The organism is Nocardia sienata NBRC 100364 (assembly GCF_001613205.1).
In the GTDB taxonomy this organism is placed as follows: Bacteria; Actinomycetota; Actinomycetes; order Mycobacteriales; family Mycobacteriaceae; genus Nocardia; species Nocardia sienata.
In genome coordinates this window covers 69,499-93,362 of the sequence record NZ_BDBX01000005.1, presented here as the reverse complement: position 1 = coordinate 93,362, position 23,864 = coordinate 69,499, and the positions used below count along the sequence as shown (strand labels likewise).

At 69.1% G+C, this 23,864-nt stretch carries 20 protein-coding genes; 9 read left to right on the top strand and 11 right to left on the bottom strand.

Annotated features, from left to right (window positions below):
- Positions 1 to 195 precede the first annotated feature (195 nt).
- On the top strand, positions 196 to 1,869 hold the full coding sequence (locus tag NS4_RS06095) for a bifunctional 3'-5' exonuclease/DNA polymerase (RefSeq protein WP_218020310.1): 1,674 nt from the start codon (positions 196 to 198) through the stop codon (positions 1,867 to 1,869).
- 82 nt (positions 1,870 to 1,951) lie between these two features.
- On the opposite strand, the gene NS4_RS06090 is transcribed toward NS4_RS06095, so the two are convergent.
- Together NS4_RS06090 and NS4_RS06085 are read right to left on the bottom strand one after the other, a co-directional pair.
- Positions 1,952 to 2,290 carry a glycine zipper domain-containing protein gene (locus NS4_RS06090; protein ID WP_084486895.1) on the bottom strand — a complete coding sequence of 113 codons (339 nt, stop codon included), beginning with the start codon at positions 2,288 to 2,290 and terminating at the stop codon, positions 1,952 to 1,954.
- A 151-nt stretch (positions 2,291 to 2,441) separates the two neighbouring features.
- On the bottom strand, positions 2,442 to 3,104 hold the full coding sequence (locus tag NS4_RS06085; protein ID WP_245665120.1) for a class I SAM-dependent methyltransferase: 663 nt from the start codon (positions 3,102 to 3,104) through the stop codon (positions 2,442 to 2,444).
- A 432-nt stretch (positions 3,105 to 3,536) separates the two neighbouring features.
- Here NS4_RS06085 and NS4_RS06080 point away from each other — a divergent pair, with 432 nt between their 5' ends.
- Both NS4_RS06080 and NS4_RS06075 read left to right on the top strand, forming a co-directional pair.
- A complete protein-coding gene (locus NS4_RS06080) occupies positions 3,537 to 4,892 on the top strand; it encodes a phosphoribosyltransferase family protein (protein ID WP_063058507.1) in 1,356 nt (451 codons plus the stop codon).
- Entirely contained in the window at positions 4,879 to 5,064 is a 186-nt protein-coding gene (locus NS4_RS06075; protein WP_157105912.1) for a hypothetical protein, read from the top strand. Before NS4_RS06080 ends, NS4_RS06075 begins: the two co-directional genes overlap by 14 nt.
- A 16-nt stretch (positions 5,065 to 5,080) precedes the next feature.
- Here NS4_RS06075 and NS4_RS06070 read toward each other — a convergent pair whose 3' ends face one another.
- From NS4_RS06070 to NS4_RS06040, 7 genes are all read right to left on the bottom strand, one after another.
- Entirely contained in the window at positions 5,081 to 5,488 is a 408-nt protein-coding gene (locus tag NS4_RS06070) for a DUF302 domain-containing protein (protein WP_063058505.1), read from the bottom strand.
- 30 nt (positions 5,489 to 5,518) lie between these two features.
- Positions 5,519 to 5,785, bottom strand: a complete 267-nt coding sequence (locus NS4_RS06065) for a metal-sensitive transcriptional regulator (RefSeq protein ID WP_063058504.1) — start codon at positions 5,783 to 5,785, stop codon at positions 5,519 to 5,521.
- A 235-nt stretch (positions 5,786 to 6,020) separates the two neighbouring features.
- Positions 6,021 to 6,962: a universal stress protein gene (locus NS4_RS06060; RefSeq protein WP_084486891.1), complete on the bottom strand. Its 942-nt coding sequence runs from the start codon at positions 6,960 to 6,962 to the stop codon at positions 6,021 to 6,023.
- The gene (locus NS4_RS06055; protein WP_084486889.1) at positions 6,959 to 7,669 is read right to left on the bottom strand and encodes a DUF2267 domain-containing protein; all 711 of its coding nucleotides are present in this window, start codon (positions 7,667 to 7,669) and stop codon (positions 6,959 to 6,961) included. Before NS4_RS06055 ends, NS4_RS06060 begins: the two co-directional genes overlap by 4 nt.
- A gap of 294 nt (positions 7,670 to 7,963) precedes the next feature.
- Entirely contained in the window at positions 7,964 to 9,703 is a 1,740-nt protein-coding gene (locus NS4_RS06050) for a sensor histidine kinase (RefSeq protein ID WP_063058503.1), read from the bottom strand.
- Between the two features lie 67 nt (positions 9,704 to 9,770).
- On the bottom strand, positions 9,771 to 10,415 hold the full coding sequence (locus NS4_RS06045) for a response regulator (protein WP_063058502.1): 645 nt from the start codon (positions 10,413 to 10,415) through the stop codon (positions 9,771 to 9,773).
- 130 nt (positions 10,416 to 10,545) lie between these two features.
- Positions 10,546 to 11,412, bottom strand: coding sequence for a DUF302 domain-containing protein (locus NS4_RS06040; protein ID WP_063058501.1), 867 nt, complete (start codon positions 11,410 to 11,412; stop codon positions 10,546 to 10,548).
- Positions 11,413 to 11,814: 402 nt separating this feature from the next.
- On the opposite strand from NS4_RS06040, the gene NS4_RS06035 reads away from it, so the two are divergent.
- A complete protein-coding gene (locus tag NS4_RS06035) occupies positions 11,815 to 12,264 on the top strand; it encodes a pyridoxamine 5'-phosphate oxidase family protein (protein ID WP_063058500.1) in 450 nt (149 codons plus the stop codon).
- Between the two features lie 11 nt (positions 12,265 to 12,275).
- Positions 12,276 to 13,271 (top strand): zinc-binding alcohol dehydrogenase family protein, encoded by a 996-nt coding sequence (locus NS4_RS06030; protein ID WP_063058655.1) that lies wholly within the window; start codon positions 12,276 to 12,278, stop codon positions 13,269 to 13,271.
- 71 nt (positions 13,272 to 13,342) lie between these two features.
- Here NS4_RS06030 and NS4_RS06025 read toward each other — a convergent pair whose 3' ends face one another.
- Entirely contained in the window at positions 13,343 to 14,209 is an 867-nt protein-coding gene (locus tag NS4_RS06025) for a universal stress protein (protein WP_063058499.1), read from the bottom strand.
- A 320-nt stretch (positions 14,210 to 14,529) separates the two neighbouring features.
- Between NS4_RS06025 and NS4_RS06020 the strand changes: the two genes are divergently transcribed.
- Positions 14,530 to 15,543, top strand: coding sequence for an Acg family FMN-binding oxidoreductase (locus tag NS4_RS06020; RefSeq protein WP_218020313.1), 1,014 nt, complete (start codon positions 14,530 to 14,532; stop codon positions 15,541 to 15,543).
- Positions 15,544 to 15,645: 102 nt separating this feature from the next.
- Positions 15,646 to 19,632 carry a trehalose-phosphatase gene (otsB, locus tag NS4_RS06015; RefSeq protein ID WP_281218638.1) on the top strand — a complete coding sequence of 1,329 codons (3,987 nt, stop codon included), beginning with the start codon at positions 15,646 to 15,648 and terminating at the stop codon, positions 19,630 to 19,632.
- Positions 19,633 to 19,677: 45 nt separating this feature from the next.
- Here otsB and NS4_RS06010 read toward each other — a convergent pair whose 3' ends face one another.
- The gene (locus NS4_RS06010) at positions 19,678 to 20,577 is read right to left on the bottom strand and encodes a universal stress protein (RefSeq protein ID WP_169811729.1); all 900 of its coding nucleotides are present in this window, start codon (positions 20,575 to 20,577) and stop codon (positions 19,678 to 19,680) included.
- A gap of 295 nt (positions 20,578 to 20,872) precedes the next feature.
- Here NS4_RS06010 and NS4_RS06005 point away from each other — a divergent pair, with 295 nt between their 5' ends.
- Both NS4_RS06005 and NS4_RS06000 read left to right on the top strand, forming a co-directional pair.
- On the top strand, positions 20,873 to 22,294 hold the full coding sequence (locus tag NS4_RS06005; RefSeq protein WP_245665118.1) for a wax ester/triacylglycerol synthase domain-containing protein: 1,422 nt from the start codon (positions 20,873 to 20,875) through the stop codon (positions 22,292 to 22,294).
- Positions 22,291 to 23,682 (top strand): wax ester/triacylglycerol synthase family O-acyltransferase, encoded by a 1,392-nt coding sequence (locus tag NS4_RS06000; protein ID WP_084486881.1) that lies wholly within the window; start codon positions 22,291 to 22,293, stop codon positions 23,680 to 23,682. Before NS4_RS06005 ends, NS4_RS06000 begins: the two co-directional genes overlap by 4 nt.
- The last annotated feature ends 182 nt before the right edge of the window (positions 23,683 to 23,864 follow it).

Sequence of the window (23,864 nt, the reverse complement as noted above, 5' to 3'; positions counted from 1 at the left end):
CAGCGAGGAGGTCCGCGACGACTATCCCGCGGCGGGCCGGTTCGCTGCCGAATCTCAGACCCGCGGCAGCTGAAATCCCGGTCGCCCGGCCGGCGCCTTCCGGGTCCGCCCGCCGACTGCGACCAGGTCGCCCACCGCCGATGCCGCGACGAGCCGTTGTCGTGGATGTCGGACCCTGGTGCCAGACTCGGGGACGTGCGGTGGGCGGTGGCGGAGTCGGGTGACGGGGGCGCGTATCTGTGTCCACTCGATTCGGCCGGCCGGCCCGCCGCGGCGGTGATCCGTGAGCCTTCGCTCGCCGAGGCGGTGCGGTCACGCCCCGACGTCGAGCGGTGGGTGTGGCGGTCCACCGCAGAGATCTATCGGGTGCTGACGGCGGCCGGTGTGCGGGTCGAGCGCTGCTACGACGTGGAGGCCGCGGAGGCGCTGCTGATCGGATACGAGGAAGGGCAGTCGGGTCGGCCCCGTTCGCTGGCGGCCGCCTGGGCTCGGTTGCACAACCTGCCCGTCCCGCCGGACGCACCGGCGCGGGCCGCCGAGAGCCAGCCGTCGTTGTTCGAGTCGGGTCCGGTACCGCTGCCGTCCGGCATCGACGAGTTCACCGCCCTGTTGGAGGTCTACGCGGGTCAGCTCGCTCGGACCGCGGCCACCGAGCATCCCGAACGTATGCGGTTGCTGCTCGCCGCCGAATCGGCGGGCATGCTGGTCGCCGCGGAGATGTCACGGTCGGGGATCCCGTGGCGCGCGGACGTGCACCGCGAGTTGCTGGACACGATGCTGGGCGAGCGCTTTCCGGGCGGCGCGGAACCGAGCAGGCTGGCGGAGTTGGCCGATGAAGTGTCGCGGGCCTTCGGGGACGGGGTGAGGGTCCGCCCGGACCTGCCCAACGACATAATCCGGGCATTCTCCCGAGCCGGGATCCTGTTGTCCTCTACCCGTAAATGGGAACTCCAGCGCATCGACCATCCCGCCGTGACGCCACTGCTGGCCTATAAATCGCTGTACCGCCTGTATACCGCCCACGGCTGGTCCTGGCTCGAACAGTGGGTACACGGCGGCCGATTCCGGCCCGAATATCTGCCGGGCGGCACGGTGACCGGTCGCTGGACAACCAATGGTGGCGGCGCCCTGCAGATTCCGAAGGTGATCCGCCGTGCGATCCGTGCCGACCCGGGCTGGTCCCTCGTGGTGGCCGACGCCGACCAGATGGAGCCGCGAATACTCGCCGCCGTCTCGCGCGATCCCGGATTGATGGAGGTGGCCGGCCGGGACGCGGATCTGTACGCGGATCTGGCCGCCCGAGGCTTCGGCGGCGACCGCGCGCAGGCCAAACTCGCCCTGCTGGGCGCCATCTACGGCCAGACCTCCGGCGATGCCCTGACCCACCTGGCCGGTCTCCGCCGGCGATATCCGGCCGCGGTGGCCTATGTCGATGCCGCGGCGCGGGCCGGTGAGGAGGGCCGTCTGGTCCGCACCTGGCTGGGGCGGACGTGCCCACCGGCATCGGTCGCGTCACCGGACCAGGACCAATCGTCTTGGGAGAACCCAGGCGAGTACCGCAGCACTTCGGCGGCGCGGGCCCGGGGCCGCTTCACGCGTAACTTCGTGGTGCAGGGGAGCGGTGCCGATTGGGCCCTCTTGGTCCTGGCGGGTCTGCGTCATGCGATATTCCGTGCCGGGCTCCGTGCCGAGCTGGTGTTCTTCCAGCACGACGAGGTGATCGTGCACTGTCCGTCGGAGGAGGCGACGCAGGTCGCCGAAATGATCTCCACCGCGGCCGATACCGCGGGCCGGCTGGCTTTCGGGCCGACACCTGTGCGATTTCCCTTCACCACGGCGGTGGTGGAGTGCTACGGGGACGCGAAGTAGGCCCCTCACCTGCTGTCGCCGGCATGCGGGACCGAAGACCCCGGGCCGGTCCGCCCGGCAGAGTTGATCTACCGGGTCGCGGTCAGGGCAGAACCTGCGGGATCACGTCCGGACGAAGATAGCCCACCAGGGCGCCGATCGCGGAGCCGATAAGTGAACCGGCGCCGGACCCGGTGGCCGAGCCCACGGCAGAACCGACCGAGCCCCCCGCGGACGATCCGTTCAGCACCGGATCGGGAATCAGTGCGTGCGGGTTGGTGGCTATGTCCTCGCTCTTCTGCAGCGCAATGCCGGCCACGGGTGTGGCTCGGTCGGTAGCGGCCGCGGCGGCCGACGGACCCGCGAGAACAATCGTCGCGGCCATGGGCAGTGCACCGAACGCCACCATGCCTGTTGCCTTGACCAGGCTATTTCCCATCATCTTCTTCCCGCCTCTGCGACCCTCGCAGCAGGCGAGGGCGTAATCCGCGGGCCGGAGGCGCTCCGGCCGTCTGAATCATAGGCGGCCCGGTGCGGTGTTCGATCGAGGACTGTGATGAATAACCATGAGAGACAGCGGAATTCGTGAGAGGTCAGGTACGGGTGGCCACTCCCATGACCAGCGGTCGAACGATCGGAGGCATGCGCCGCCACGACGTTTCCTGCACGTCTTCGAGTTCCAGACCAGCGGCCCGGATCAGCTCGAGGGTCGCACGATTGCAGTGGCAGCCCTCCGCGAACCGGCGCCACGGGCCGGCGAGCCGGTCTTGCCACCGCGCAAGGCGCGGCGACTCGGAACGCACGTGCTCGAGAAACAACAGCTGACCGTGGGGGTGTAGAACACGCTCGATCTCCCGCAACACCGGAGCCGGATCCTCCACCGTGCACAGGACGAGTGTCGAGACGACGGTGTCCACGGTGGCATCCGCGAACGGAAGCCGTTCCGCCGATGCATCGACGACGCGCGCCCGACTTCGACCGCGATGCAGCCTCCGCGTCAACCGTGTACGCATCGCGGCTTCCGGTTCGGTCAAGGTCAGCTCGTCGAGGTCGCCGGGGTAGTACCTCAGGTTGAGGCCGGTACCGCTGCCGAGTTCGACGGTTCGCCCTCTCGCGCGGCCGAGTAGATCTCGCCGACGAGCGGCCATACCCGACCTCTCGCCCAACCAGAGCAGCGGATCGTACAGCGCCGCGAACACTCGTGCCCACAGGCCCGAGCCCTTCGCCGCTGCCACGGGTACGGCACCGCTGCTCACAGCTCCGACCGTACGCCCGGGGCCGTCGGTGTGCACGCGAATGCCGGTCGACGTGCGGAGTGTCCAACGGGTCGAGTGCAGGGAACCATCAGGACCGGGTGAACTATAAACCTGTACATACGTAGATATGCGCATTGATCTACGATTGGCTGGTGGACGGGCTCTGCGCGGAGAAGCGGCGATAGCGGTCGGCGCCTCGACCGACTCCGCCGGAGCGAAGTGGATCGGCCGTGATATCGGGGCTGATGACATTGGTCCTCGTCTCGGAGCACCTTTCGCACTGTCGGCGATGCCCGCAGATGACAAGTGTGGTGGTGAACAACGCCATGATCCGGGTGGTCGCCGGTGTGGAGGACGCCCGGACGGTGGATACGGCGCATGCTCCGTCCACTGATCGATGTGCCGGGACGGGCCGGGGCCAGGAGGTCGGCAATGGGGTTCGAGGATCGCCGGGATGCCGGACGGCAACTGGCTGCCCGCCTGGCCTATCTGCGGGACGAAGACGCAGTCGTGGTGGGGTTGCCCAACGGTGGCGTCCCGGTGGCCTACGAGGTCGCCCGCGAGCTGAACGCGCCGATGGATGTGATCGTGGTGCGTAAGCTGGGCGTGCCCTATCAGCCGGAGCTGGCCTTCGGCGCACTCGGTGAGGGCGGTATCCGGGTGGTCGACGCGGCGGTGCTCGCCTCCACGAGACTGGACCGCGCGGAAACGGAATCGGTCGAGCGGCGCGAACGCCGCGAGCTGGTACAGCGAGCCGATCGACTACGGCAGGCCCGTCCGCAGGTGTCGCTGTCCGGCCGGACCATAGTGGTGGTCGACGACGGAATAGCCACCGGCGCCACGGCCCGCGCCGCGTGTCAGGTGGCATGGGCGCACGGCGCGCAACGGGTTGTACTGGCTGTTCCGGTGGCGCCGCGCAACACGGCGGCGTTACTGCGGGATGTGGCCGACGAGGTGGTCTGCCTGCAGGTGCCCACCCTGCTCGGGGCGGTCGGCGGCTGGTATCGGCGTTTCGATCATGTCACCGATTCCGAGGTCGAGCGGCTGCTGCGCGCCGCGGCCCGGCAGCTCGACCTCTTCGAGCCGCCCGGCGACGACCCACCGCGGCGCGAGGAGGAGGTCGTCGTGCCGATCCGCGGCGGTCGGCTGGCCGGACATCTGACCGTGCCGGAAGACCCGCTCGGACTTGTGGTTTTCGCCCACGGCAGCGGCAGCAGCCGGCACAGTCCGCGCAACCGATTCGTGGGAGATGTCCTCGGCCGCGCCGGGCTGGCCACCTTGCTCATGGATCTGCTCACCGGGGACGAGGAGAACACGCGAGCGCGTGTTTTCGATATCGAGCTGCTCGCGCGGCGACTGGTCGAGGTCACCCACTGGGTGACGGCACGTGAGGACCTCGCGTCGCTGCGGCTGGGATACTTCGGCGCCAGTACCGGAGCGGCTGCGGCGCTGCGCGCCGCGACCGATCCCGGCGTCGTGATCACCACGGTGGTCTCGCGCGGCGGCCGGCCGGATCTGACCGGGGCGGCGCTCGAGGCGGTGCGCATGCCCACACTGCTGATCGTCGGTGGCAATGATCAACAGGTCCTGGAACTCAATCGATGGGCAGCGCGGCAGATACCCGGTGACACCGAATTGGCCGTGGTGCCCGGCGCCACGCATCTGTTCGCCGAGCCGGGGACCTTGGAGCGGGTCGCCGAACTGGCCCGCGATTGGCTGGTCGCGCATTTGTCGTCGGTACCGGCCCACCGGGGCGGTCCCGGCGCCCACGGTGGTGCCGATCGGTGACGACGACTACACCGACAGCCACCGCCGAGGGGATGTCGACGTCGGCCACGGTGTGGTGACGATCGAGGGCATCTTCGCCGACGAATCCGAGCAGCGGGTCGTCGCCGCGACGGCCCGCACGGTCGCCGGCGTCGGCGGAGTCCGGATCGTCGACACCGCCGCCGGCCGGTGATCCCCGCCGAGGGCGATCAGTTCTCGCCGGTGTCGAGCGTATCGAGGGCCGCCCGCAGTTTCACGGTGGCCTCCTCGGCTATCGGTTCCAGCGCTTGTTCATCGGTCACCTGAACCATGACCTGCGGATTCATCGCCTCGACGAGAACGGCGGTATCGGAATCGACGTCGCGGCGCACCACCACATTGCAGGGCAGTAACAGGCCGATCCGGCGGTCGACGCCGACGGCTCGGTGGGCCAACGGTGGATTGCACGCGCCGAGAATCAGGTAATCTTCCATCTTCTCGCCCAGTTTGGCCTCGAGTGTGGCCCGCATATCGATTTCGGTGAGCACCCCGAAGCCTTGTTCGGCGAGGGCGGCACGAGTGCGCGCAACGGCTTCTTCGAAGCTGGTGTGCAGAGTAGTGGACAGACCGATTTCCATATGTCGGCTCCTTTCGGGTGCTCTCGGTGGTCAGGCCAGTGCGAGGAACAATTTCTCCAGTTCGTCGACCGTCATGGGGTTCGAATTCTCCCCGGATTCGGTGAGACATTCGCGCAGCCCGGTGGCGACGATCTTGAACCCGGCGCGATCGAGTGCGCGGGATACCGCGGCCAGCTGGGTCACCACATCTTTGCAGTCGCGCCCCTGTTCGATCATCGTGATGACCCCGGACAGCTGGCCGTGGGCCCGGCGCAACCGGTTCAGCACTTCGTTTATCGCGGTCTCGTCGCCGACCATGTTCTGCCTTCCTTCTCTTCCTTCTCGCCAGCATACCCCCTGGGGTATGCTGGCGCTCGGCCTCGCCCAGGGGAGAAGCGGACGGCGGGCAGGAGTCTGCGCAACCATGCGGTCGGCCCTTGCCGCCGCCCTCGGCGAGGCAGTTCCTCGACCGCGCCCTCGTCGACGCACTCGCTCGGAGCGCACCTGCTCGGACGGGTGTCCGGACTCGGCTACGAAGGGCACGCCGGCTTGCTCAGGTGGCGTGGGCGACGAGCACCGGGCAGTGTGCGCGCTGGACCACGATATTGCTCTTGGATCCCAGGAGCAGTCCGTGGAAACCACCGCGTCCGCGACTTCCGACCACGATCAGCTGCGCGGACTGCGACCAGTGGATCAGATGAAGATCCGGTCCCGCCAGATAGATCCGGCGCGTCACCCGGACACCGGGGTATTTCTCGCTCCATCCGCTCAGCCAGGTGCGGAGCTGGGCGTCGGCCGCCTCCGCGATCGGCGGGTCCTCGATCATTTCGGGCATCCCGGCGAACCAGTGAGTGCGCAGATCGTGCCAGGTGTGGATCGCGACCAGGGGCGCACCGCGCGCGTCCGCCTCGGCGAAGGCGGCCGCCGCGGCGGCTTCACTACACCGGGAACCGTCCAGGCCGACGACGACCGGCCCGTGCCGGTGTGCGGGCCGGCCGGGTACCGCACCGCGTACGACGACCACGTGTCCGTGGCCGTGGGCGACCACGGACAGCAGCGTCGAACCGAGATGGGTGAGGGTCGATCCGTTGCCGGACGCGCCGAGGACGGTGAGATCGGCCGCGGCCGACCGCTCGATGAGCACCCGGGCCGCACCCACCTCGGACAGTTCGGTTTCCACCGGCAGTGACGGGTCGATGCGGAGAGCCTGTTCGCGTGCGGCCGCGAGGACTTCGGCGCCGCGACGGCGGACCACGTCGACCACCGGTGGTCGCACGGCATCGTGGACTCTGCGAACAGCCCGAGCCGCGGCCGAGTTGTAACCGTGCACGATCCGCAGTGCGCGGTGGCGCTGCGCGGCTGTCTCGCTCGCCCACCGCACCGCCAGATCGGACGCCTGCGAACCGTCGGCGCCGACGACGATCTGCCCGGGTAGCGCCGACGATGCGTCGTCCACCGGATCGGGGTCCCGTCGGGCTTCACCCGCCTGGTTCATCGCCCATCTCCGGGCACACGGCCCACGGACGCGACCGTGATCCGGTCGTGGTGCGGCTGTAGTTCGGGTGGGGCCGTCACGCCCGCGGCCAGGAGAATGCGATGGGCCTGCTGGGCGGCGGCGCGCATCCGGGCGTCGTCGGCCTCGTCCGGCTCGACCGGCGAGCGTTCGAGGCCCCGGGCGAGTACGCCCACGGCCTCACCCAGCGCGCGGACCGATTCGCTCAGGTCCGCGGCGCGCCCGCGGGCCCGGTTCTTCCGGCGTCCGGCTACGTCGGCGGACGGAGGCGCCGCGCCGCTCAGCAACCGGCACAGCGGTTCGGGCAGAACCCCGAAGACCCGGCCGAGCTGCCCCGGCGAGAACCTGGCGGCGAGTACCTTGGTGACCGTACCGGCGGTGTAACCGACCTCGCCGCGCTCGATCCCCGCCTCGCGGGCGAACCGGGTCGCGAAATCTTGCGCGTCGTGCCGTAGCGGTACCCGGCTCGGGACCCAGCCGCTGTAGTAGGTGCCGCGCAGCAGTTCGGGCAGCTGGGCGGCCAGATGCGCCGATCCGGCGACACCGAGTTGATCGCGCACCGAGTGCAACCAGGCTCGCAGAACTCGATAGGCGTGAGGTTCGTCGGTTCCGAGGGAGGCAGCTACCGCGCGTATCCACTCGTGCGCTGTGCCCGCGGCCGCTGCCACGGGATCATGGGAATGAGACATCGGAGGTCCTCGCTTACGGTCGGGCTACCGCGGCGTCTCCTCGATCCGCCTTCCGGGTTGCGGAAATACGTCGCGGACGCTGTATTGGCCAGTCTCGCGCCGCAGAACAGCTCCTGACAGAGCAGAAAGTCACCGGTGGATGGGCCGGCGGATCGCCGGCCCCGCTCGGCTCCGGCGCGCGGAAGCTGCGCGGCTTGCGGCGCGCCGACCACGCGCCACGAGCCGGGGTCGGGACCTTGCGTCCGGCCGGTGCCGGGAGGCTTCCACCTCCGAGACCAGGGCCGTGGCGGGGTGTCAGGGCAGCGGCGCGCTCCAATACAGGATGGTGCCGCCGGTGGGTCTGCGGCTCACCGTGCAGTGGCCGCCGGCCCGCTCCGCGCGCACCCGGAGGTTGGCCAGCCCGCTACGACGCCGGTTCTCCGGCGACAGCCCGACACCGTCGTCGGCCACCTCGAGAGTCACCTCGTCGCCCACGCGCAGCTCGACCGAGAGTGTGGTGGCCCGGGCGTGCCGCACCACATTGCTGACCGCCTCGCGCAGGACGGCCTCGATATCGTCGGAGAGGGGCGGGGCAAGGACGGTGACCGGACCGCTGAGCCGGATCGTCGTGCGCAACTCGGTCTCGGCGGTCAGTTCGGTGACGATACCGTGCAGGTGTCGGCGGTAACCGGCCGATTCGGTGGTCGTGGTGTTGTGCAGATCGAAGATCGAGTGCCGGATCTCCTGCATGATCGACTGCAGGTCGTCGATGGTTTCGCCGAGCCGTGCGCGCACTTCGTCGCTGCGGGCGCGCTGCAGGGTGCCCTGGAGGCCGAGGCCGAGAGCGAAAAGGCGCTGGATGACATGGTCGTGTAGATCGCGGGCGATCCGGTCGCGGTCGGCGACCACATCCAGTTCCCGCATCCGGTGTTGTGTCTCCGCCAGCCGGAGTGCCAGGGCGGCTTGGTTGGCGATCACCGTCATCATGGCCTGGACAGCGGGATCGAAGGTGGTGCCGCCGGGCGGCTGGACGGTGGCGAGAACGCCGATGATGGTGTCCTCGGCGCGCAGCGGGAGCACGAGTGCCGGGCCGAAATCGCCGGAGATCCCCGGCAACACATCGGTGGCGAGCTGCGCCACGGCGATCGTCTGCCCGTGCCGGAATGCCTTACTCGATTGCGAGCCGTGCAGCGGTAGCCGTTGTCCGCGTAATTCGTGGGCCTGCTCGCCGGATACCGCGGCGATGATCAGTTCGCGCACCTCATGACCGGGCATATCGGGATCGTCGGGCAGCGCCACGAACGTGCACGCGGCGCCGGTGAGTGTGCGTGCCCGCTCGGTGACCAGGTCGAGGATGTCCTGGGGTTCGCCGCCCGCGAGTAGTTCGGTGGCCACATCCCGGGTGGCCTCCAGCCAGTGCTGACGCCGCCGGGACTGTTCGTAGAGACGGGCATTCTCGATGGCGATCCCGGCCGCCGCCGCCAGGGCCTGCACCACCACCTCGTCGTCCTCGGTGAATTCCTTGGCCCCGATCTTCTCGGTGAGGTAGAGGTTGCCGAACACCTCGTCGCGCACTTTGACCGGTACCCCGAGGAAACTGTGCATGGGCGGGTGGTGTGCCGGGAAACCGACCGACGCCGGGTGCTCGGAGATATTGGTGAGGCGGATGGGTTCGGGTTGCTGGATGAGCACCCCCAGTACGCCGTGGCCGCGGGGCAGGTCGCCGATCCGGAACCGGGTGGCGTCGTCGATACCCTCGTAGACGAATTCGGCCAATTCGTCACCGGCCGAATCGGTGCCGCGGACACCGAGTGCGCCGTACCCGGCATCGACGAGTTCGATGGCCGTGTGCACGATCGACCGGAGGGTGTCGTCCAGGTCCAAACCCGCGGTGATGGACAGCATCGCCTCCATCAGCCGGTCCATCCGGTCACGCACGTCGACAATCTGGGCGATCCGTTCCTGGACTTCGTCCAGCAGTTCGTGCAGCCGCAGCTGAGACAGTGTTTCGGTCACCGGGGGCCGGTCACGCGTCGCGGGCACCTGGCGTTCCATACGCGGTATTCTTCCACCGGCCTGATGTCCGCCGCTACCGTCGGGACTGGTCACGGGCGGTTCGGGCTCACCTGCGATCGGGCGGGATCATCTTGGTCGCGAGGACCGCGGCCTGGGTCCGGCGCTCGACCCCCAGTTTGGTGAGCAACCGCGAGACATAGTTCTTGACGGTTTTCTCGGCCAGGAACATGCGACCGGCGATCTGGCGGTTCGTGAGCCCCTCGCCCAGCAGCGCGAGCAGGGTGCGCTCCTGCTCGGTCAGTCCGGCGAGCGGACCCGTCGCGGTCTCGGCCTCGGCCCGGAACTTCGCCATCAACGCGGCCGCCGCCCGGTTGTCCAGCAGCGATTTCCCCGCCGCGACCTCGCGAATGGCGCGCACGAGTTCCAGGCTGGTGATGTCCTTGACGACGTAGCCGCTGGCGCCGGCCAGAATGGCGTCGAGCATGGCCTGATCGTCGGTGAAAGAAGTGAGGATCAGGCACCGGAGCCCTTGGTTCGCCGAGAGCAGCTCCCGGCACAATTCGATGCCGTTGCCGTCCGGTAGGCGCACGTCGAGGACCGCGACATCGGGCCGGAGCGCCGGGACACGGGCCAGTGCCTGGGAGACGCCTGCCGCCTCACCGACGACCTCCAGATCGGTTTCCGCATCGATCAGGTCGGCGACCCCGCGCCGTACTATCTCGTGGTCGTCGACCAGAAACACCCTGACCATGGTCCTGCCTCTCTTGGGTATCGGTTGTTCTCAGCGTACGGATCGGCGAGCCCGCGGGGCGGCGGTATGGGCCTCGCATTCGACGACCAACGGCACTTGACCGGCCGGTCGTGGTGTGTATGTGACCTCACTACCCGTGTGTGTGCGCGACTGCCGCCAATACCGCGATGAGGCGTTCGCTGATCTGCTCGGCCGCCGGCTCGAGTGCGGGTTGCCCGCTGCATTCGACGAGCAGTCGCGGGTCGGCCGTTTCGACGACAGTGACCGAATCCGCCCGTCGTACGGTGATATCGCAGGGCAGCAGCGGAGTGATCCGTCCGTTGACCCCCGCGGCATAGGTGGCGAGTTCCGGGTCGAAGGCGCCGAGAAGCAGGTGCTCGGCCGCGCCGGCGCCGGGCGCGTCGTCCGGGTCGGCGGGGATCGGCAGTTCGTACGAGATCTCGAAATCGTTGTCCCGCAGAGCGCTACGGACCGCCGAAGCGACCGCCGCGACGGACGCGGTTATCCGCACGCTCAGCGTGGTGGAGGTGACCGGGACACGTATCTCGGTGAGCAGGTCGGCGGGCGTGACGGCCTCGTCCGGCGCGATCCGGTAGATCTCGGTGGGTGGCCCGGTGGTCTGGAGACCGGAGTGCCGGAGCCAGTCGTCGAGCGCGCGGTAGGCGGCGCCGATACTCGTATAGTCGCCGTGGTGGCAGATGCGGGCGTAGCACCGGGGTCCGGTGCGGCGGAGGGTGAACTCGCCGTCCGAGGTGCCCGGCGCCGAGGCCGCGACCGGTAGGACCAACTCCACCTCGGTGGTCGCGCCGACCCGGAAATCGCCGTGGTAGGTCGTGGCCGGCGGACCGACAGGCAGCAGGCACAGGGTCCGGGCGAGGCGATAGAGGTCTGTCATGCCGTCCCGGATATCGTCACCCGCCCGATCGCTGCGTACCGTCCGGCGGATGGTGAGGACGGTGTGCGGAGCGGATTCGTGGAGGTCCACCTGATATGCCATGACGCGCCGGTCCTTTCGGCGCCGTCGGCCGCCGCGGCGGAGAGCGTGGCCCGTGTGGCGGGTGCGCGCACCGATGATCGAACCCGCCGCCGCGACCGGGGCACCGAACTCGCTTCCTCGTCTCGCGGTACGCAATGATCCTTTGACGGTACAGGGGCCGGGCAGCCCTCCCCAGGGCCGCTCGGCCCGCGGCCCGGGGACGTTCGGCCCCGGCCGTGGGCATGAGGCTTCTCTGGCGCGGGCGCGGCGAAGCGGTGTCCGGATCTGCCGACGCACCGGAACCCCGGCGTGCCGGGAAGGTACTTGGTGAGCGGTGGCAGGGGGCATTAGGCCCTGTCCCTTTCCTTTTCGCGGTGGTGATCTGGGGTGAGGCGCCGACAGAGAAAGCGGTGAAACGAGGTGATGGGTCCCGAAGTGTTCCCGGCCTACGACGGAGCTCCGCGGCGAACCGTGCCGCTGGAGCGTGCCGAAGCCCTGCGCCTGCTCGCCGCTGCGCCGTTCGGGCGCATCGTGTTCACCGCCGACGCGCTGCCCGCGGTGCGGCCGGTGAATCATCTCATCGGCGACGGCGGGGAAGTGATCGTGCGGACCCAGCCTTTCGCCGGTCTCGCCCGGGCGGCGTTCGGCCGCCCGGCGATCGTCGCCTATCACGCCGACGAGATCGACCCGGTGCGGCGAACCGGATGGTCGGTGCTGGTCACCGGCCCGGCGCGGCCGGTCACCGCCGGTGAACTCGCCGCGGAGTACGCGCGGCGGCTCGGCCCCTGGGGAGATCCGGACAGTGGCGTCGTCATCGGTATCGAGCCCACTCTGGTGACCGGGACGAGGTTGATCGAGGAGGTCGCGGTGTGAACCCGGTGACCATGCGAGCGTGGCGGGTGGACGCACCCCGGGGTATCGACCGGAAACCGATCATCGCGCGACGGGAGGCGCTCCCGCGACCGGGCCCGGGTGAGCTGCTCGCCCGCGTACTGGCATGCGGTGTATGCCGTACGGATCTGCACGTGGTGGAAGGCGACCTGCCCGTACACCGGCCGCATGTCGTACCGGGTCACGAGGTCGTCGCGGAGGTCGTCGCCACCGCGGAACGGGGTGAGTTCACGGTGGGAGACCGCGTCGGGATTCCGTGGTTGCGCCACACCTGCGGTGTGTGCGAGTTCTGCCGGAAAGGTACCGAGAACCTGTGTCCGGCCTCGCGGTACACCGGATGGGACACCGACGGGGGATATGCCGAATATGTCACTGTACCAATAGATTTCGCGTTGGCTCTGCCGGCCGGGTACGAGGATCGCGAGCTGGCGCCGCTGTTGTGCGCGGGCATCATCGGCTACCGTGCGCTCACCCGGGCCCTCGTGCCCGAGGGCGGGGCACTGGGTATCTACGGCTTCGGCGGTAGCGCCCACCTGACGGCTCAGGTCGCTCTCGCCCGGGGCGCTCGCGTCCATGTCATGACCCGCGGCGCCGCGGCCCGCGAGCTGGCGCTCGGGCTGGGTGTCGCGTCGGTCCAGCGCGCCGCGGATCCACCGCCGGAACGCCTGGATTCGGCCATTCTGTTCGCCCCGGTGGGCGAGCTGGTACCGCCGGCGCTGGAAGCCCTCGGCGCGGGCGGGACCTTGGCGGTGGCGGGTATCCATCTCACCGACATTCCCCCGCTCGATTATCAGCGCCATCTGTTCGGTGAGCGGCAGATCCGCAGTGTCACATCCAATACGCGCACCGACGCCCGCGAGTTTCTCGAGTTCGCGGCGCGCCATCGGCTGCGGGTGACGACCCACCCCTACCCACTGGAGCGCGCCGACCAGGCCCTGTCCGATCTGGCGCACGGCCGTTTCGACGGCGCTGCCGTGCTACTGCCCTGACTCCAGAGAACGATCTACGGTCTTCGAAGCGTCTGTGAAGGCGGTGGTCCGGACTCTCGCGATCGATCCGTTCAGATGCGGGCCCGGGCGATGATCAGCGGTACGGACACCCCGTGCAACACCGCCTGGCCGGTCGACCCCAGGCTCATTCCGGCGAAGCCGCCGCCACCGTGACTGCCGACGACAACCAGCTGCGCGCTCTCGGATTCGTGCAGCAGCCTGCGTGCGGGCCGGTCTTCGACGACCACCCGGGTCACCGCGACATCCGGGTACTGTTCGATGTGCCCGGCCAGGCTCTCGGCCTGCAGAACGCGGGCCTGCTCCTGCATTTCGGGGCGCGACAGGTACCGGAAGAATTCCGACCAGGTGGTGACGGCGACGAGACCGGTACCGCGGCGGGAGGCCTCGTCGAAGGCGATATCGACGGCTTCGGCACTGTGCGGAGACCCGTCCACCCCGACCACCACGGGCGCATCCGGGCGTTCTCCGTGTTCGCCGTAGCGCTGTGGAATCACGGCGACGGGGCAGTGCGCGTGCCGTGCCAGCGAGGTGCTCACGGAGCCGAGCAGCCCCCGCCCGATCGCGCTACGACCGTAGGTGCCCACCACGACCATGCGGGAGGTCCGGGATCTCTCGATCAGTGTGGGCGCGGGGTCCGGATCGACCACGATTGTGGTGATCTCCAGATCGGCGGCGATCTCGCGGGCTATTTTCGCCGCGGACGCGCACACCGCCTCGCCGTCGGCCCGCAGCGCTTGATTGTCGAAAGCGACGACCCCGAGCCCGGGCCCGAAATCCAGCGGCGCCCCGACGGCGTACACGAGATTCAGCGGGTTGCCGTGTCGTGCGGCTGTCCGCGCCGCCCACCCGACGGCCGCGAACGACGCGGCCGAGCCGTCGACACCGACGACTACAGGCTGTTCTCTATGTGTGCTCACGGTCGGCTCACCTTCTCGCTCATCGGCTCCGGAGTCCGGACTCGGCTCTCGGCCACGGTATCTCCGCCGCTCGGGATACAGCGAGATTAAAGGGCGGACCACGCCGAGGATGGGGGCATTGGTCCCCGGCCGAAAGGGTCCAAGGTCGATTCTCGCAGCATGTCTTCGGGTGCCCGGCGGGCGAACCGGCCGGCCGGGCCCTGGTTCTCCGGGACGGAGGACCTTCGGCACTCTCGCGAACGTGTCGGGGTCGGTCAGTATCAGGAAGCCGGGAACGAGACGGTCCGGTGATGCGGGTACAGGGCAGCGGAGGTGTTCGAATGCTCGACCGGAAACCCGACGACGCCACGGTGCGTGCCGTACTGGAACATGCCTGTCGTGCGCCGTCCCTGCACAACAGCCAACCCTGGCGGTGGCGCTGGGACGGCAGCACATTGGAGCTCTTCGTCGATGCCCAGCGGCTCCTGCCCGGTGCCGATCCCCTGAATCGGCAGGGCATCCTCGCCTGTGGCGCGCTGCTCGATCACGCGCTCGTAACGTGGGCGGCCGCCGGCTGGGATGTGCGCGTCAGCCGTTTCCCGGAGCCCCCCGTGCGGGCGAACCTGGCCGCGCTGTCATTCGTGGGTCGGCGCGAGCCGTTCGAGATCGATATGTTGTCCGCCGCCGCGATCGACAGCAGATACACCGACCGGGCGCCCCTGGCCGCGCCTGGGGGCTGGGCGGAACTCGAGCCGGTGCTGCAGAGTCTGTGCCGGCAGCGCGATACCTCACTGCACATGGTGGACGATCATCTCCGCGCCGATCTGGACCGTCTCTCCCGCACCACCGCGAAATTGCGCCGCCACGATCCGCGATATCAATCGGAACTGCTGTGGTGGGCCGGTGCCGGCGCCCACGGCGGCGCCGGGATCCCGGTCTCCCGGTTGCCCTCGGCGGATCTGTCGGCCCGGGTGCCGGTCAACCGCAGTTTCCCGGTGGGTTCGATGGGCGCGGTCGACGAGGACGCCCGCCCGGACGAAGCGATGGTCGTCGTACTGTCCAGTCGCGACGATACGGTCGAGTCGCTGCTGTGGTGCGGGGAGGCGCTCTCGGCGGTATTGCTCGAATGCACCGTCGAGAATTTGTCGACCTGCGTTCTCACCCATATCACCGAGCTCGCCTCGGCCCGCGCGACGGTCGCCGAACTGGCCGGGCCACGGTTCCCGCAGCTGCTCGTCCGGTTGGGGCGCCCGCTCGTGTCGCCGCCACCGCGTACCCCGCGTCGCGGTATCGGCGAGGTCCTCGAGGTCGTCGATACCGCTGCGGCAGGCCGAGCCGGTCACGACGCGCGCTGAGCAGGCAATGACGGAGCCGGCACCGGGGACGGGAGTGCGGACCGGAGGAAGAGCGGACTTTCGCCCCTGTCGGCCGCGCGCCGCGACGATCACACTCGATTCGTGGCTCACAGTGCGGCCTCGCCGCGGATCGATACGCGCCGCCACGATGCGGTGATCTTCGATATGGACGGGGTGGTGACCGACAGTGCCTCGATACACGCCGCGGTGTGGACCGAACTGTTCGACGCCTTCCTCTCCGCCCGGCCGGCCGCCCCCGGACCGGATCGGTCGCCGTTCACCGAGGTCGATTACCTGAAGTACGTGGACGGTAAGCCCCGCTATCGCGGAGTCGCCGACTTCCTCGCCTCGCGCGATATCCGGCTGCCCTGGGGCGAGCCGACCGATCCCGAATCGGCCGGGACCGTATGCGGTATGGGCAACCGCAAGGACCGCCTGTTCCGTGAGCGCATCGCACGTGACGGAGTCGTGGCGTTCGACTCCACCGTCGCGCTGGTTCGCCGGCTCCGTTCCGAAGGGATCCGGACCGCTGTGTTCACCGCCAGCCGCAATTGCGAGCAGGTGCTCGCCGCGGCCGGCCTCGCCCATCTCTTCGAGGTCCGGGTCGACGGGGTGGACGCGGAAGAACTCGGCCTGCCGGGAAAGCCGGATCCGGCCGTGCTCCGCGAAGCCGCGGCGCGGCTGCACAGTGCGCCGGGCCGGGTCGTCGTGGTGGAGGACGCCGAAGCCGGTGTGGCGGCGGGCCGCAACGGGGGTTTCGGACTGGTGGTGGGCATCGACCGACAAGGTAGCGGGGACAGGCTGCTGGCCGCGGGCGCCGATACGGTGGTCCACGACGCCGCGGGGATCGTGGTGCGCGGTGGGTTCCGGCGGGTCGGTGAGGTGCCCGATGTCTTCGAGTACTGGCCGCGCTTCGCGGATCTGCTGGAGACCGAGAAACCCGCTGTGCTGATGGATTTCGACGGGACTCTGGCCGAGATCGTCACCGACCCCGCCGCCGCCGAAATGGTGGAGAGCGCTGCCGTGACCGTCGCCGATCTCGCCGCGCGCTGCCCGGTCGCCGTGGTCAGCGGCCGTGGGCTCGACGATCTGCGGGCACGGCTGCCGGTTCCCGGTATCTGGCTGGCGGGCAGTCACGGGTTCGAACTGATGGCGCCGGACGGCACCCGCCACCTGCCCGGCGCGCCATCCGGCACCGAGGCCGGGATCGCCCGTGCCGCCGCGGATCTGCGGGCACGAGTGGGCGATCTCGCAGGGGTCACTGTCGAGCACAAACGGTTCGCCGTGGCCGTGCACTTCCGGACGGCCACGGACGCGGACGCTGTCCGGGCGGTCACCCTCGTGGACGAGGCCGGGCGTGCCCGCGGTCTGCGCGTGGCCTCCGGCCGCAAGGTGGTCGAGTTGCGGCCGGATATCGACTGGGACAAAGGCGACGCGCTGCGCTGGATACTGGATCGGATCGACGGACCGGTGGTCCCGCTGTACATCGGTGACGATGTGACCGATGAGGACGCCTTCGACGCCGTCGGGCCGGACGGGCTCGCCGTTGTGGTACGGGCCGCGGAGAACACCGGTAGGTACACCCGCGCCCACTTCTCGGTGGACGGTCCCCGCCGGGTCGCGGATCTGCTTTCCCGAGTCGTGCGCCTGATCGGAGCCGATTCGGCCGCAAGGGAATCGGAGACGTGGTCGTTCGCCTACGACGGCTACGACCCGGAGCAGGAAAAGCTTCGCGAGGCTCTCTGCACGGTCGGCAACGGCTATTTCGCCGTTCGGGGGGCGGCGCCGGAGAGCCGGGCGGGGCGATACCACTATCCGGGTACGTATGTGGCCGGGATCTACAACCGCCTCCGGGACCGGGTGAACGGCCGGATCATCGACAACGAGAGCATGGTGAACCTGCCGAATTGGCTGCCGGTGACATTCCGGGTCGCCGACGGCGACTGGTTCGATCCGGACACCGCCGACCTGCTGGATTACCGGCAGCGTCTGGACCTACGCCGTGCCGAACTGGTCCGGTGGTTCCGGTTCCGGGACGGCGCGGGGCGTATCACCCGGGTGGAGCAGCGGCGATTCGCGGCGATGCACTGTCCGCAGCTGGGAGCTCTCGTCACGACTGTGACGGCCGAGAACTGGTCGGGCACGCTATATCTGCGCTCGATGATCGACGGGGAGGTGAGCAACAGCCTGGTCGAACGGTACCGGGCGCTGTCGGGAGTGCATCTGGACGCGGTGCGAACCACCCGGTTGTCCGAGTCGGCCGTGCTTCTCGCGGCGCGCACCGGCGACTCGGAGATTGCGCTGGCCGTGGCCATCCGCGACCTGCTGCGCGGAGGTACCGCGCCGGCCGTGGAGGTGCGGGAGCGCAGCCGTATCGGTCACGAGTTCGGAGTCGAGATGGGGGAGGGCGACTCGGTAACCCTCGAGAAGACGGCAGCGATGTGCACCGGCCGGGATCGCGCCTCGGCCGGCCCCGCGGACCAGGCCGGACGATTGCTGGCGGCGGCGCCGGATTACGCGACACTCTTCGCGGGACACACCCGGGCCTGGGAGCGGATCTGGGGCAAGATGCGAATGGATCTCGACGGCGACGCGGGCTCGCTGCGCGTCCTGCGGTTGCACCTGCTGCATCTTGTCCAGACCTTGTCGCCGAATACCGTGGAAATGGATGTGGGTGTGCCGGCGCGCGGGTTGCACGGTGAGGCCTATCGCGGTCACGTCTTCTGGGACGAACTGTTCGTCTTCCCGGTGCTGAACCCGCGTATCCCGGCGCTGACCCGCTCGCTGCTGCGCTACCGCTACCGGCGGCTCCCGGAGGCCCGCCGGGCAGCGGCGGCGGCCGGCGTGCCGGGTGCGATGTTCCCGTGGCAGTCGGGTAGCGACGGACGTGAGGAGAGCCAGCAACTACATTTGAACCCGCTCTCGGGCCGATGGAATCCGGACCCGAGCCGGCGGGCGCACCATATCGGCGCCGCCGTCGCCTACACGGTGTGGCAGTACTACCAGGCCACCGGTGATCTCGAATTCCTGGCCGATTATGGAGCCGAGCTGCTGGTGGAGATCGCCCGATTCTGGTCCGGCCTCGCCGATTTCGATCCGCGGCGGGGGCGCTATGTGCTCTGCGGTGTCATCGGTCCCGACGAATTCCACACCGGCTATCCGCACGCGCCCGCGGCGGGCGTCGACAACAACGCCTACACCAACGTCATGGCCGCCTGGACCATCACCTGCGCGCTCGAAGCACTCGATACGCTCGCGCCCCGCGTCCGCGCCGAACTGCTGGAGCGGCTCGGAGTGGGTCCGGCGGAGCGGGCCCGGTGGCGCGAGGTCGCCCATCGGATGTACGTGCCGTTCCACGACGGGGTGATCAGCCAGTTCGACGGCTACGAGCGGCTACAGGAGCTGGACTGGGACCACTATCGGCGCCGATACGGCAATATCCAGCGGCTGGACCGGATACTGGAAGCCGAGGGCGACGATATCGGCCGCTATCGCGCGGGCAAACAGGCCGATGTGCTCATGCTCTTCTACCTGTTCTCCGCCGACGAACTCCGCGAGCTGTTCACGCGTTCGGGCTACGAGCTGCCGGGGGAGATGATCCCGCGGACGATCGACTACTACACGGCGCGAACCTCGCACGGTTCCACACTGAGCGCCCTGGTGCATTCGTGGGTTCTCGCCCGTGCCAATCGTGATCGCGCCATGGAGTTCTACGATCAGGTGATCCGCTCGGACGTGGCCGATATCCAAGGCGGGACCACCAGCGAAGGTATCCATCTGGCGGCGATGGCGGGCAGCGTCGATCTGCTGCAGCGCTGTTTCACCGGTTTGGAGATCCGACGCGACCAGCTCATCTTCTGTCCCTACTGGCCGAAGACCCTGGGTACGCTGTCCTTTCCGATGACGTATCGGGGACACCGGCTGATCGTGCGGGTCGACGGCCGCAGAGTCGAGATCGGGTCCGCGGCGGGAAACGCGCCGCCGATCGAGGTGGTCTGCCGGGACCGGTCGGCGCGGCTCGCGCCCGGAGAATCGGTCCGGCTGGTCGACCGTCCGCCCGTGGAGCGCGCCGGGAGTACGGCCGGGTGAGCAGACAGCTCGAAGCGAACCGGGTCGATCCGGGCGTCGGCGCGCTCACCTGGGGCGGCAGACGAGCACCGGGCACCTCGAATGGCGGAGCAGGGACATGACAGCCGGGCCGGGTGCGGCAATCGCACCGGCTGCGCGCCGGCCACCGATGACCAGAAGCTGCGCCGTTGCCGATCGGTGTGTCAGGACCTGTGCGAGGGGACCGGTTACCGCGGTTTCGCTCGACCTGACCACGGGATGTTCGCGGGCTATCCGCGCCGTCGAGTCGGCGATCAGGGACGGCGGTACCACCGCCGCAGCGCCGCACCGACCGCCGGGCATCCCCCACCGGGGGTGTACCACCTCGAGGGCGGCGCCGAGCGACTCCGCCAGCACGAAACCCTGGACCAGCGCCGGCAAGGTCGACTCGGTCCCGTCGAACGCGGCGACCACCGGCCGTTCCCGCGGGATCGGATGGCCTGGCGCACCCCGCCACACGGCCACCGGTGAGTAGGCCCGCGCGACGACTCCCGTCGTCGTCGGACCTGTCTTCCGCTCCCCGAACGCCGTTTGGGCACCCACCACCAGCATCCGGGCGCGGCGGCTGTGCTCCACGAGAACTGCGGTGGCCGATCCGGTGATTATTTCGGTGGCCGGATCCGCGACGGTGGGCGCCGAGCAGGTTCCGATGATCAGTGCTGTCCGGCGGACGACGACCGTCGGGTCCGGTTCCGGGTCCACCGGGTGGTGCCCGTGCAACCACGGCCGGGCACCCGCGGCGTGCCGGTGCCCGGGCACCGCGAGCACGTGTACCACCAGGAGCGGGACATGCAGTGATTCGGCGATATAGGCGGCCCAGCGCGCGGCGTTCAACGATGCGGACGAGCCGTCGGTACCGAGGAGCACCGGAGGTACCAGGCCCCGGGATTCGTCGTCCATGGCTACGGAGTCGCTGGTTCTAGACACGACTCGTCGGCGATCGGTATTCCCATGACGCCCTCCGAACATATGGTCTCGGATGTCCGGTTACCCGGTCCGGTGCACCGGTGAGGACAGCGTTGCCCTATCGCGGAGCAGACAGCAAGAGCCCGATGTCGGAGGTACCGGGGCCGTAAGTCCTCCGGCGGTCGTTTCGCGCGCTGATCGCCACTCGCTCGGCCGAATCGGTGACCTTGGCCTCTGCCCGCCGCACGGCGGTGGGGACAACAGTAGGGAGGTCGACTCCGCAGGGATCGACTCCGACCGATGAAAGCGACTGCGCATGGGTACTCACGAGTCCCATATGACCCAGTCGGACCTGTTCACCTGGAGCATGGAACAGGATCCCGCGCTGCGGTCGACGATCGTTTCGGTACTGGTTCTCGATGCCGAGCCGGAGTGGGACCGGCTGGTCCGCATCTTCGACCGTGGGACACGGGTCGCGCCCGGTTTCCGCCATGTGCTGTCCGCGGCGCCGTTCGGGCCGGCCCCGCCTCGTCGGCAATACGATCTGCACTTCGATCTTTCCTGGCATCTGCGGCATATCGCCTTGCCGCCGCTCGCGGACCAGGCTGCTGTGCTCGAATTCGCGCGCAACGAAGTGATGACAGCGTTCGACCCGGCGCGACCGCTGTGGACCTTCACCCTGCTGTCGGGGCTGCCCGGCGGCAGGAGCGCGGGGGTGCTGAAAGTTCATCACAGCCTGACAGATGGTGTCGGCGGTATGCAGATCGCCGCGGAGGTACTGGACCTCGCCCGGGAGGGAACCGAACGCGGGCCGGTGCGTGCAGAGGTACCACGCCGGGTCGGGCCGGTCGCCGATGTACTCGCGTGGCACGGGTCCGCAGGATGGGGGTTGCTGCAGGGTGGTGTCTCCGCGTCCACAGCACTGGCGCACGCAGTGGTCGATCCGGTGGGGGCCGTGCGTGATGGTGCGGCGATGGTGTCCTCGCTGGTTCGCCTGGCTCGACCGGTCACCGAGACCCTGTCGCCGATCATGACCGAACGCGGACTGAGCAGGCAGCTGACCGTTCTGGAAGTTCCGCTCGCCCGCCTGGAGGAATCCGCGGTCCGAGCGGGCTGCACCGTCAACGATGCTTTTCTCACCGCGTTGTTGCTCGGATTGCGTTCCTATCATCGACGTCACGATGCGTCGTTCACCCGGGTACGGGTGACCGTGCCGATCAGTATTCGGACCCCGAACGACCCGCCCGGCGGTAACCGCATCACCCTGGCCAGGTTCGCTGTTCCGGTCGACACGGACGAAGTGGTGGAACTGATGTGGGTAGTGCGCGATCTCGTGGAGCGCTGGCGCCGGGAACCCGCTATCCCGTGGTCGAACGCGGTGGCGGCGGTGTTCAACCGGCTTCCGGTCGGCGCTGTCGCACAGATGCTCAGGCATGTCGATTTCGTGGCCTCCGATGTGGCCGGATCACCGGTTCCGCTGTATCTCGCGGGCGCGGAGGTCGAGCGGGTGCACGTGTTCGGGCCGACCATAGGTACCGCGTTCAACGCGACGCTCATCTCCCATATGGGAACGTGCTCGGTGGGGATCAACACCGATACCGCGGCGGTACCGGATCCGGCCGAGTTCACCGAATGCCTCGCCTCCGGCTTCCGAAAAGTACTGGCTTTCGCCCCGGACCCGGACCCGCGCAGCAGCGCGGCGGTGGTGCCATCCGCCGATCGGTCGGGTGCATCGTGAACGAGCTACGGCCGCTCGACACCGGCTTCATCGAACTGGAGGACGCCGACCGGCGGATCAGCCTGGGCATCGCGGTAACCGCGGTACTGGCCGGCCCGCCGCCGCGACACGAAGAGTTCGCGGCCCTGCTGAACACGCGTATTGCCGATATCCCTCGGCTGCGGCAGCGGGTGCGCCGCACCGCGCTCGACCTTGCCGCACCGGAATGGGAAGACGACGTGGACTTCGACCTGGCCCGTCACCTGCGGTGGGTAACTCTTCCGCGACCGGCGCAGGACAGCACACTGTGGGAGTTGGTCGCGGCCGAGATCGAGGAGCGGCTCGACCGGGATCGCCCGCTGTGGGAGTGCGTCGCGGTGGAGGGATTGGCCGGTGATCGCTGGGCGGTGATCTTGAAAGCCCATCACAGCCTGGTCGACGGCATCTCGGGAGTAGCCGTATTCGAAACCCTCTGCGATCCTCGGCCGGGGGACGATCGGCGGGTGCGTCGCTTCGAAGGGGTACGGGAAGAGCCACAACGTCCAGGGTGGGCGAAGCTGCCTGCGGCGTTGCCCGCAGCGGTGGTCGGCACCGTGCGCAGCCTCGTGCCGGTCGGTGCCGCGCTTCTCGGGTCGGGGCCGGTGTCGTCGCTGAACGGCCCGATCGGGCATCGCCGCCGATATACCGCGGTGCGCGTATCGCTGCCGGTGGTATCCGGCATCGGCGCCGTCTACCACGTGACCGTCAACGATGTCGTACTGGCCGCGATCACCGCGGGATACCGGGAACTGCTGCTCGGACGCGCAGAGGAACCGGCGGCGCACACGCTGCGGATCCTGGTACCGGTTTCCATGCGTGCCGAACACGCGAAACATGTCATGGACAACCGGGTCTCGGCAGTGCTGCCCGACCTGCCGGTCGGCCGTGCCGACCCGGTCGACCGGCTCCGCGTAGTCCATATGACCATGGAAGCGCACAAGTCGGGCGGGGCGCCGGGTGCCGAACACCTTGTTCTCGGGCTGGCGCGCGGGCTGCCGTTCGCCGCCGTGGCGTGGACATTGCGGCTCGCGGCACGGTTTCCCCAGCACGGGGTCGCGGGGCTGGCGACCAATGTGCCCGGTCCCCGGCACCCGCTCGCTCTGCAGGGCCGGCCGGTGCTGGAACTGGTGCCCGCGGTGCCGATCGCCATGCGCCTGCGGACCGCGATCGCGATCCTGAGCTATCACGATCACCTGGTGTTCGGTATCACCGGGGACTACGACTCCACCCCTGATATCGACGTGCTCGCGGCAGGGATTCGTGGTGCTGTGCAAGAACTCGCCGAGCGGGCCGGATGCGGTGTGGAGACGGCCGACGGTCCGGACGGGGCTCCGTCCTGTCCACCACCCCGGTCTCCGGACATACGGTAAGCGCACACTGCCGGAACTCTCGGGGGCCGGAACCGGCCCCGGGGGGGCAGGCGGGGCCATCGGCTGTCCAGGCGCCGACCCGCGCCAACTCGGGTGAACACTTCGGTCTCCCCTGCTCCGGCCGTTGCCGCCCGGGGAATAATGTCCGGTCTGGACTGCCCCGGACCAGCCGGTGGAATTCC

Coding starts and splice junctions, on each gene's coding strand:
- NS4_RS06090 (WP_084486895.1), bottom strand. CDS start 2,290: ATGATGGGAAATAGCCTGGTCAAGGCAACAGGCATGGTGGCGTTCGGT.
- NS4_RS06080 (WP_063058507.1), top strand. CDS start 3,537: ATGGGGTTCGAGGATCGCCGGGATGCCGGACGGCAACTGGCTGCCCGC.
- NS4_RS06070 (WP_063058505.1), bottom strand. CDS start 5,488: ATGGAAATCGGTCTGTCCACTACTCTGCACACCAGCTTCGAAGAAGCC.
- NS4_RS06065 (WP_063058504.1), bottom strand. CDS start 5,785: ATGGTCGGCGACGAGACCGCGATAAACGAAGTGCTGAACCGGTTGCGC.
- NS4_RS06060 (WP_084486891.1), bottom strand. CDS start 6,962: ATGAACCAGGCGGGTGAAGCCCGACGGGACCCCGATCCGGTGGACGAC.
- NS4_RS06055 (WP_084486889.1), bottom strand. CDS start 7,669: ATGTCTCATTCCCATGATCCCGTGGCAGCGGCCGCGGGCACAGCGCAC.
- NS4_RS06050 (WP_063058503.1), bottom strand. CDS start 9,703: ATGGAACGCCAGGTGCCCGCGACGCGTGACCGGCCCCCGGTGACCGAA.
- NS4_RS06045 (WP_063058502.1), bottom strand. CDS start 10,415: ATGGTCAGGGTGTTTCTGGTCGACGACCACGAGATAGTACGGCGCGGG.
- NS4_RS06040 (WP_063058501.1), bottom strand. CDS start 11,412: ATGGCATATCAGGTGGACCTCCACGAATCCGCTCCGCACACCGTCCTC.
- NS4_RS06035 (WP_063058500.1), top strand. CDS start 11,815: ATGGGTCCCGAAGTGTTCCCGGCCTACGACGGAGCTCCGCGGCGAACC.
- NS4_RS06030 (WP_063058655.1), top strand. CDS start 12,276: ATGCGAGCGTGGCGGGTGGACGCACCCCGGGGTATCGACCGGAAACCG.
- NS4_RS06020 (WP_218020313.1), top strand. CDS start 14,530: ATGCTCGACCGGAAACCCGACGACGCCACGGTGCGTGCCGTACTGGAA.
- NS4_RS06005 (WP_245665118.1), top strand. CDS start 20,873: ATGGGTACTCACGAGTCCCATATGACCCAGTCGGACCTGTTCACCTGG.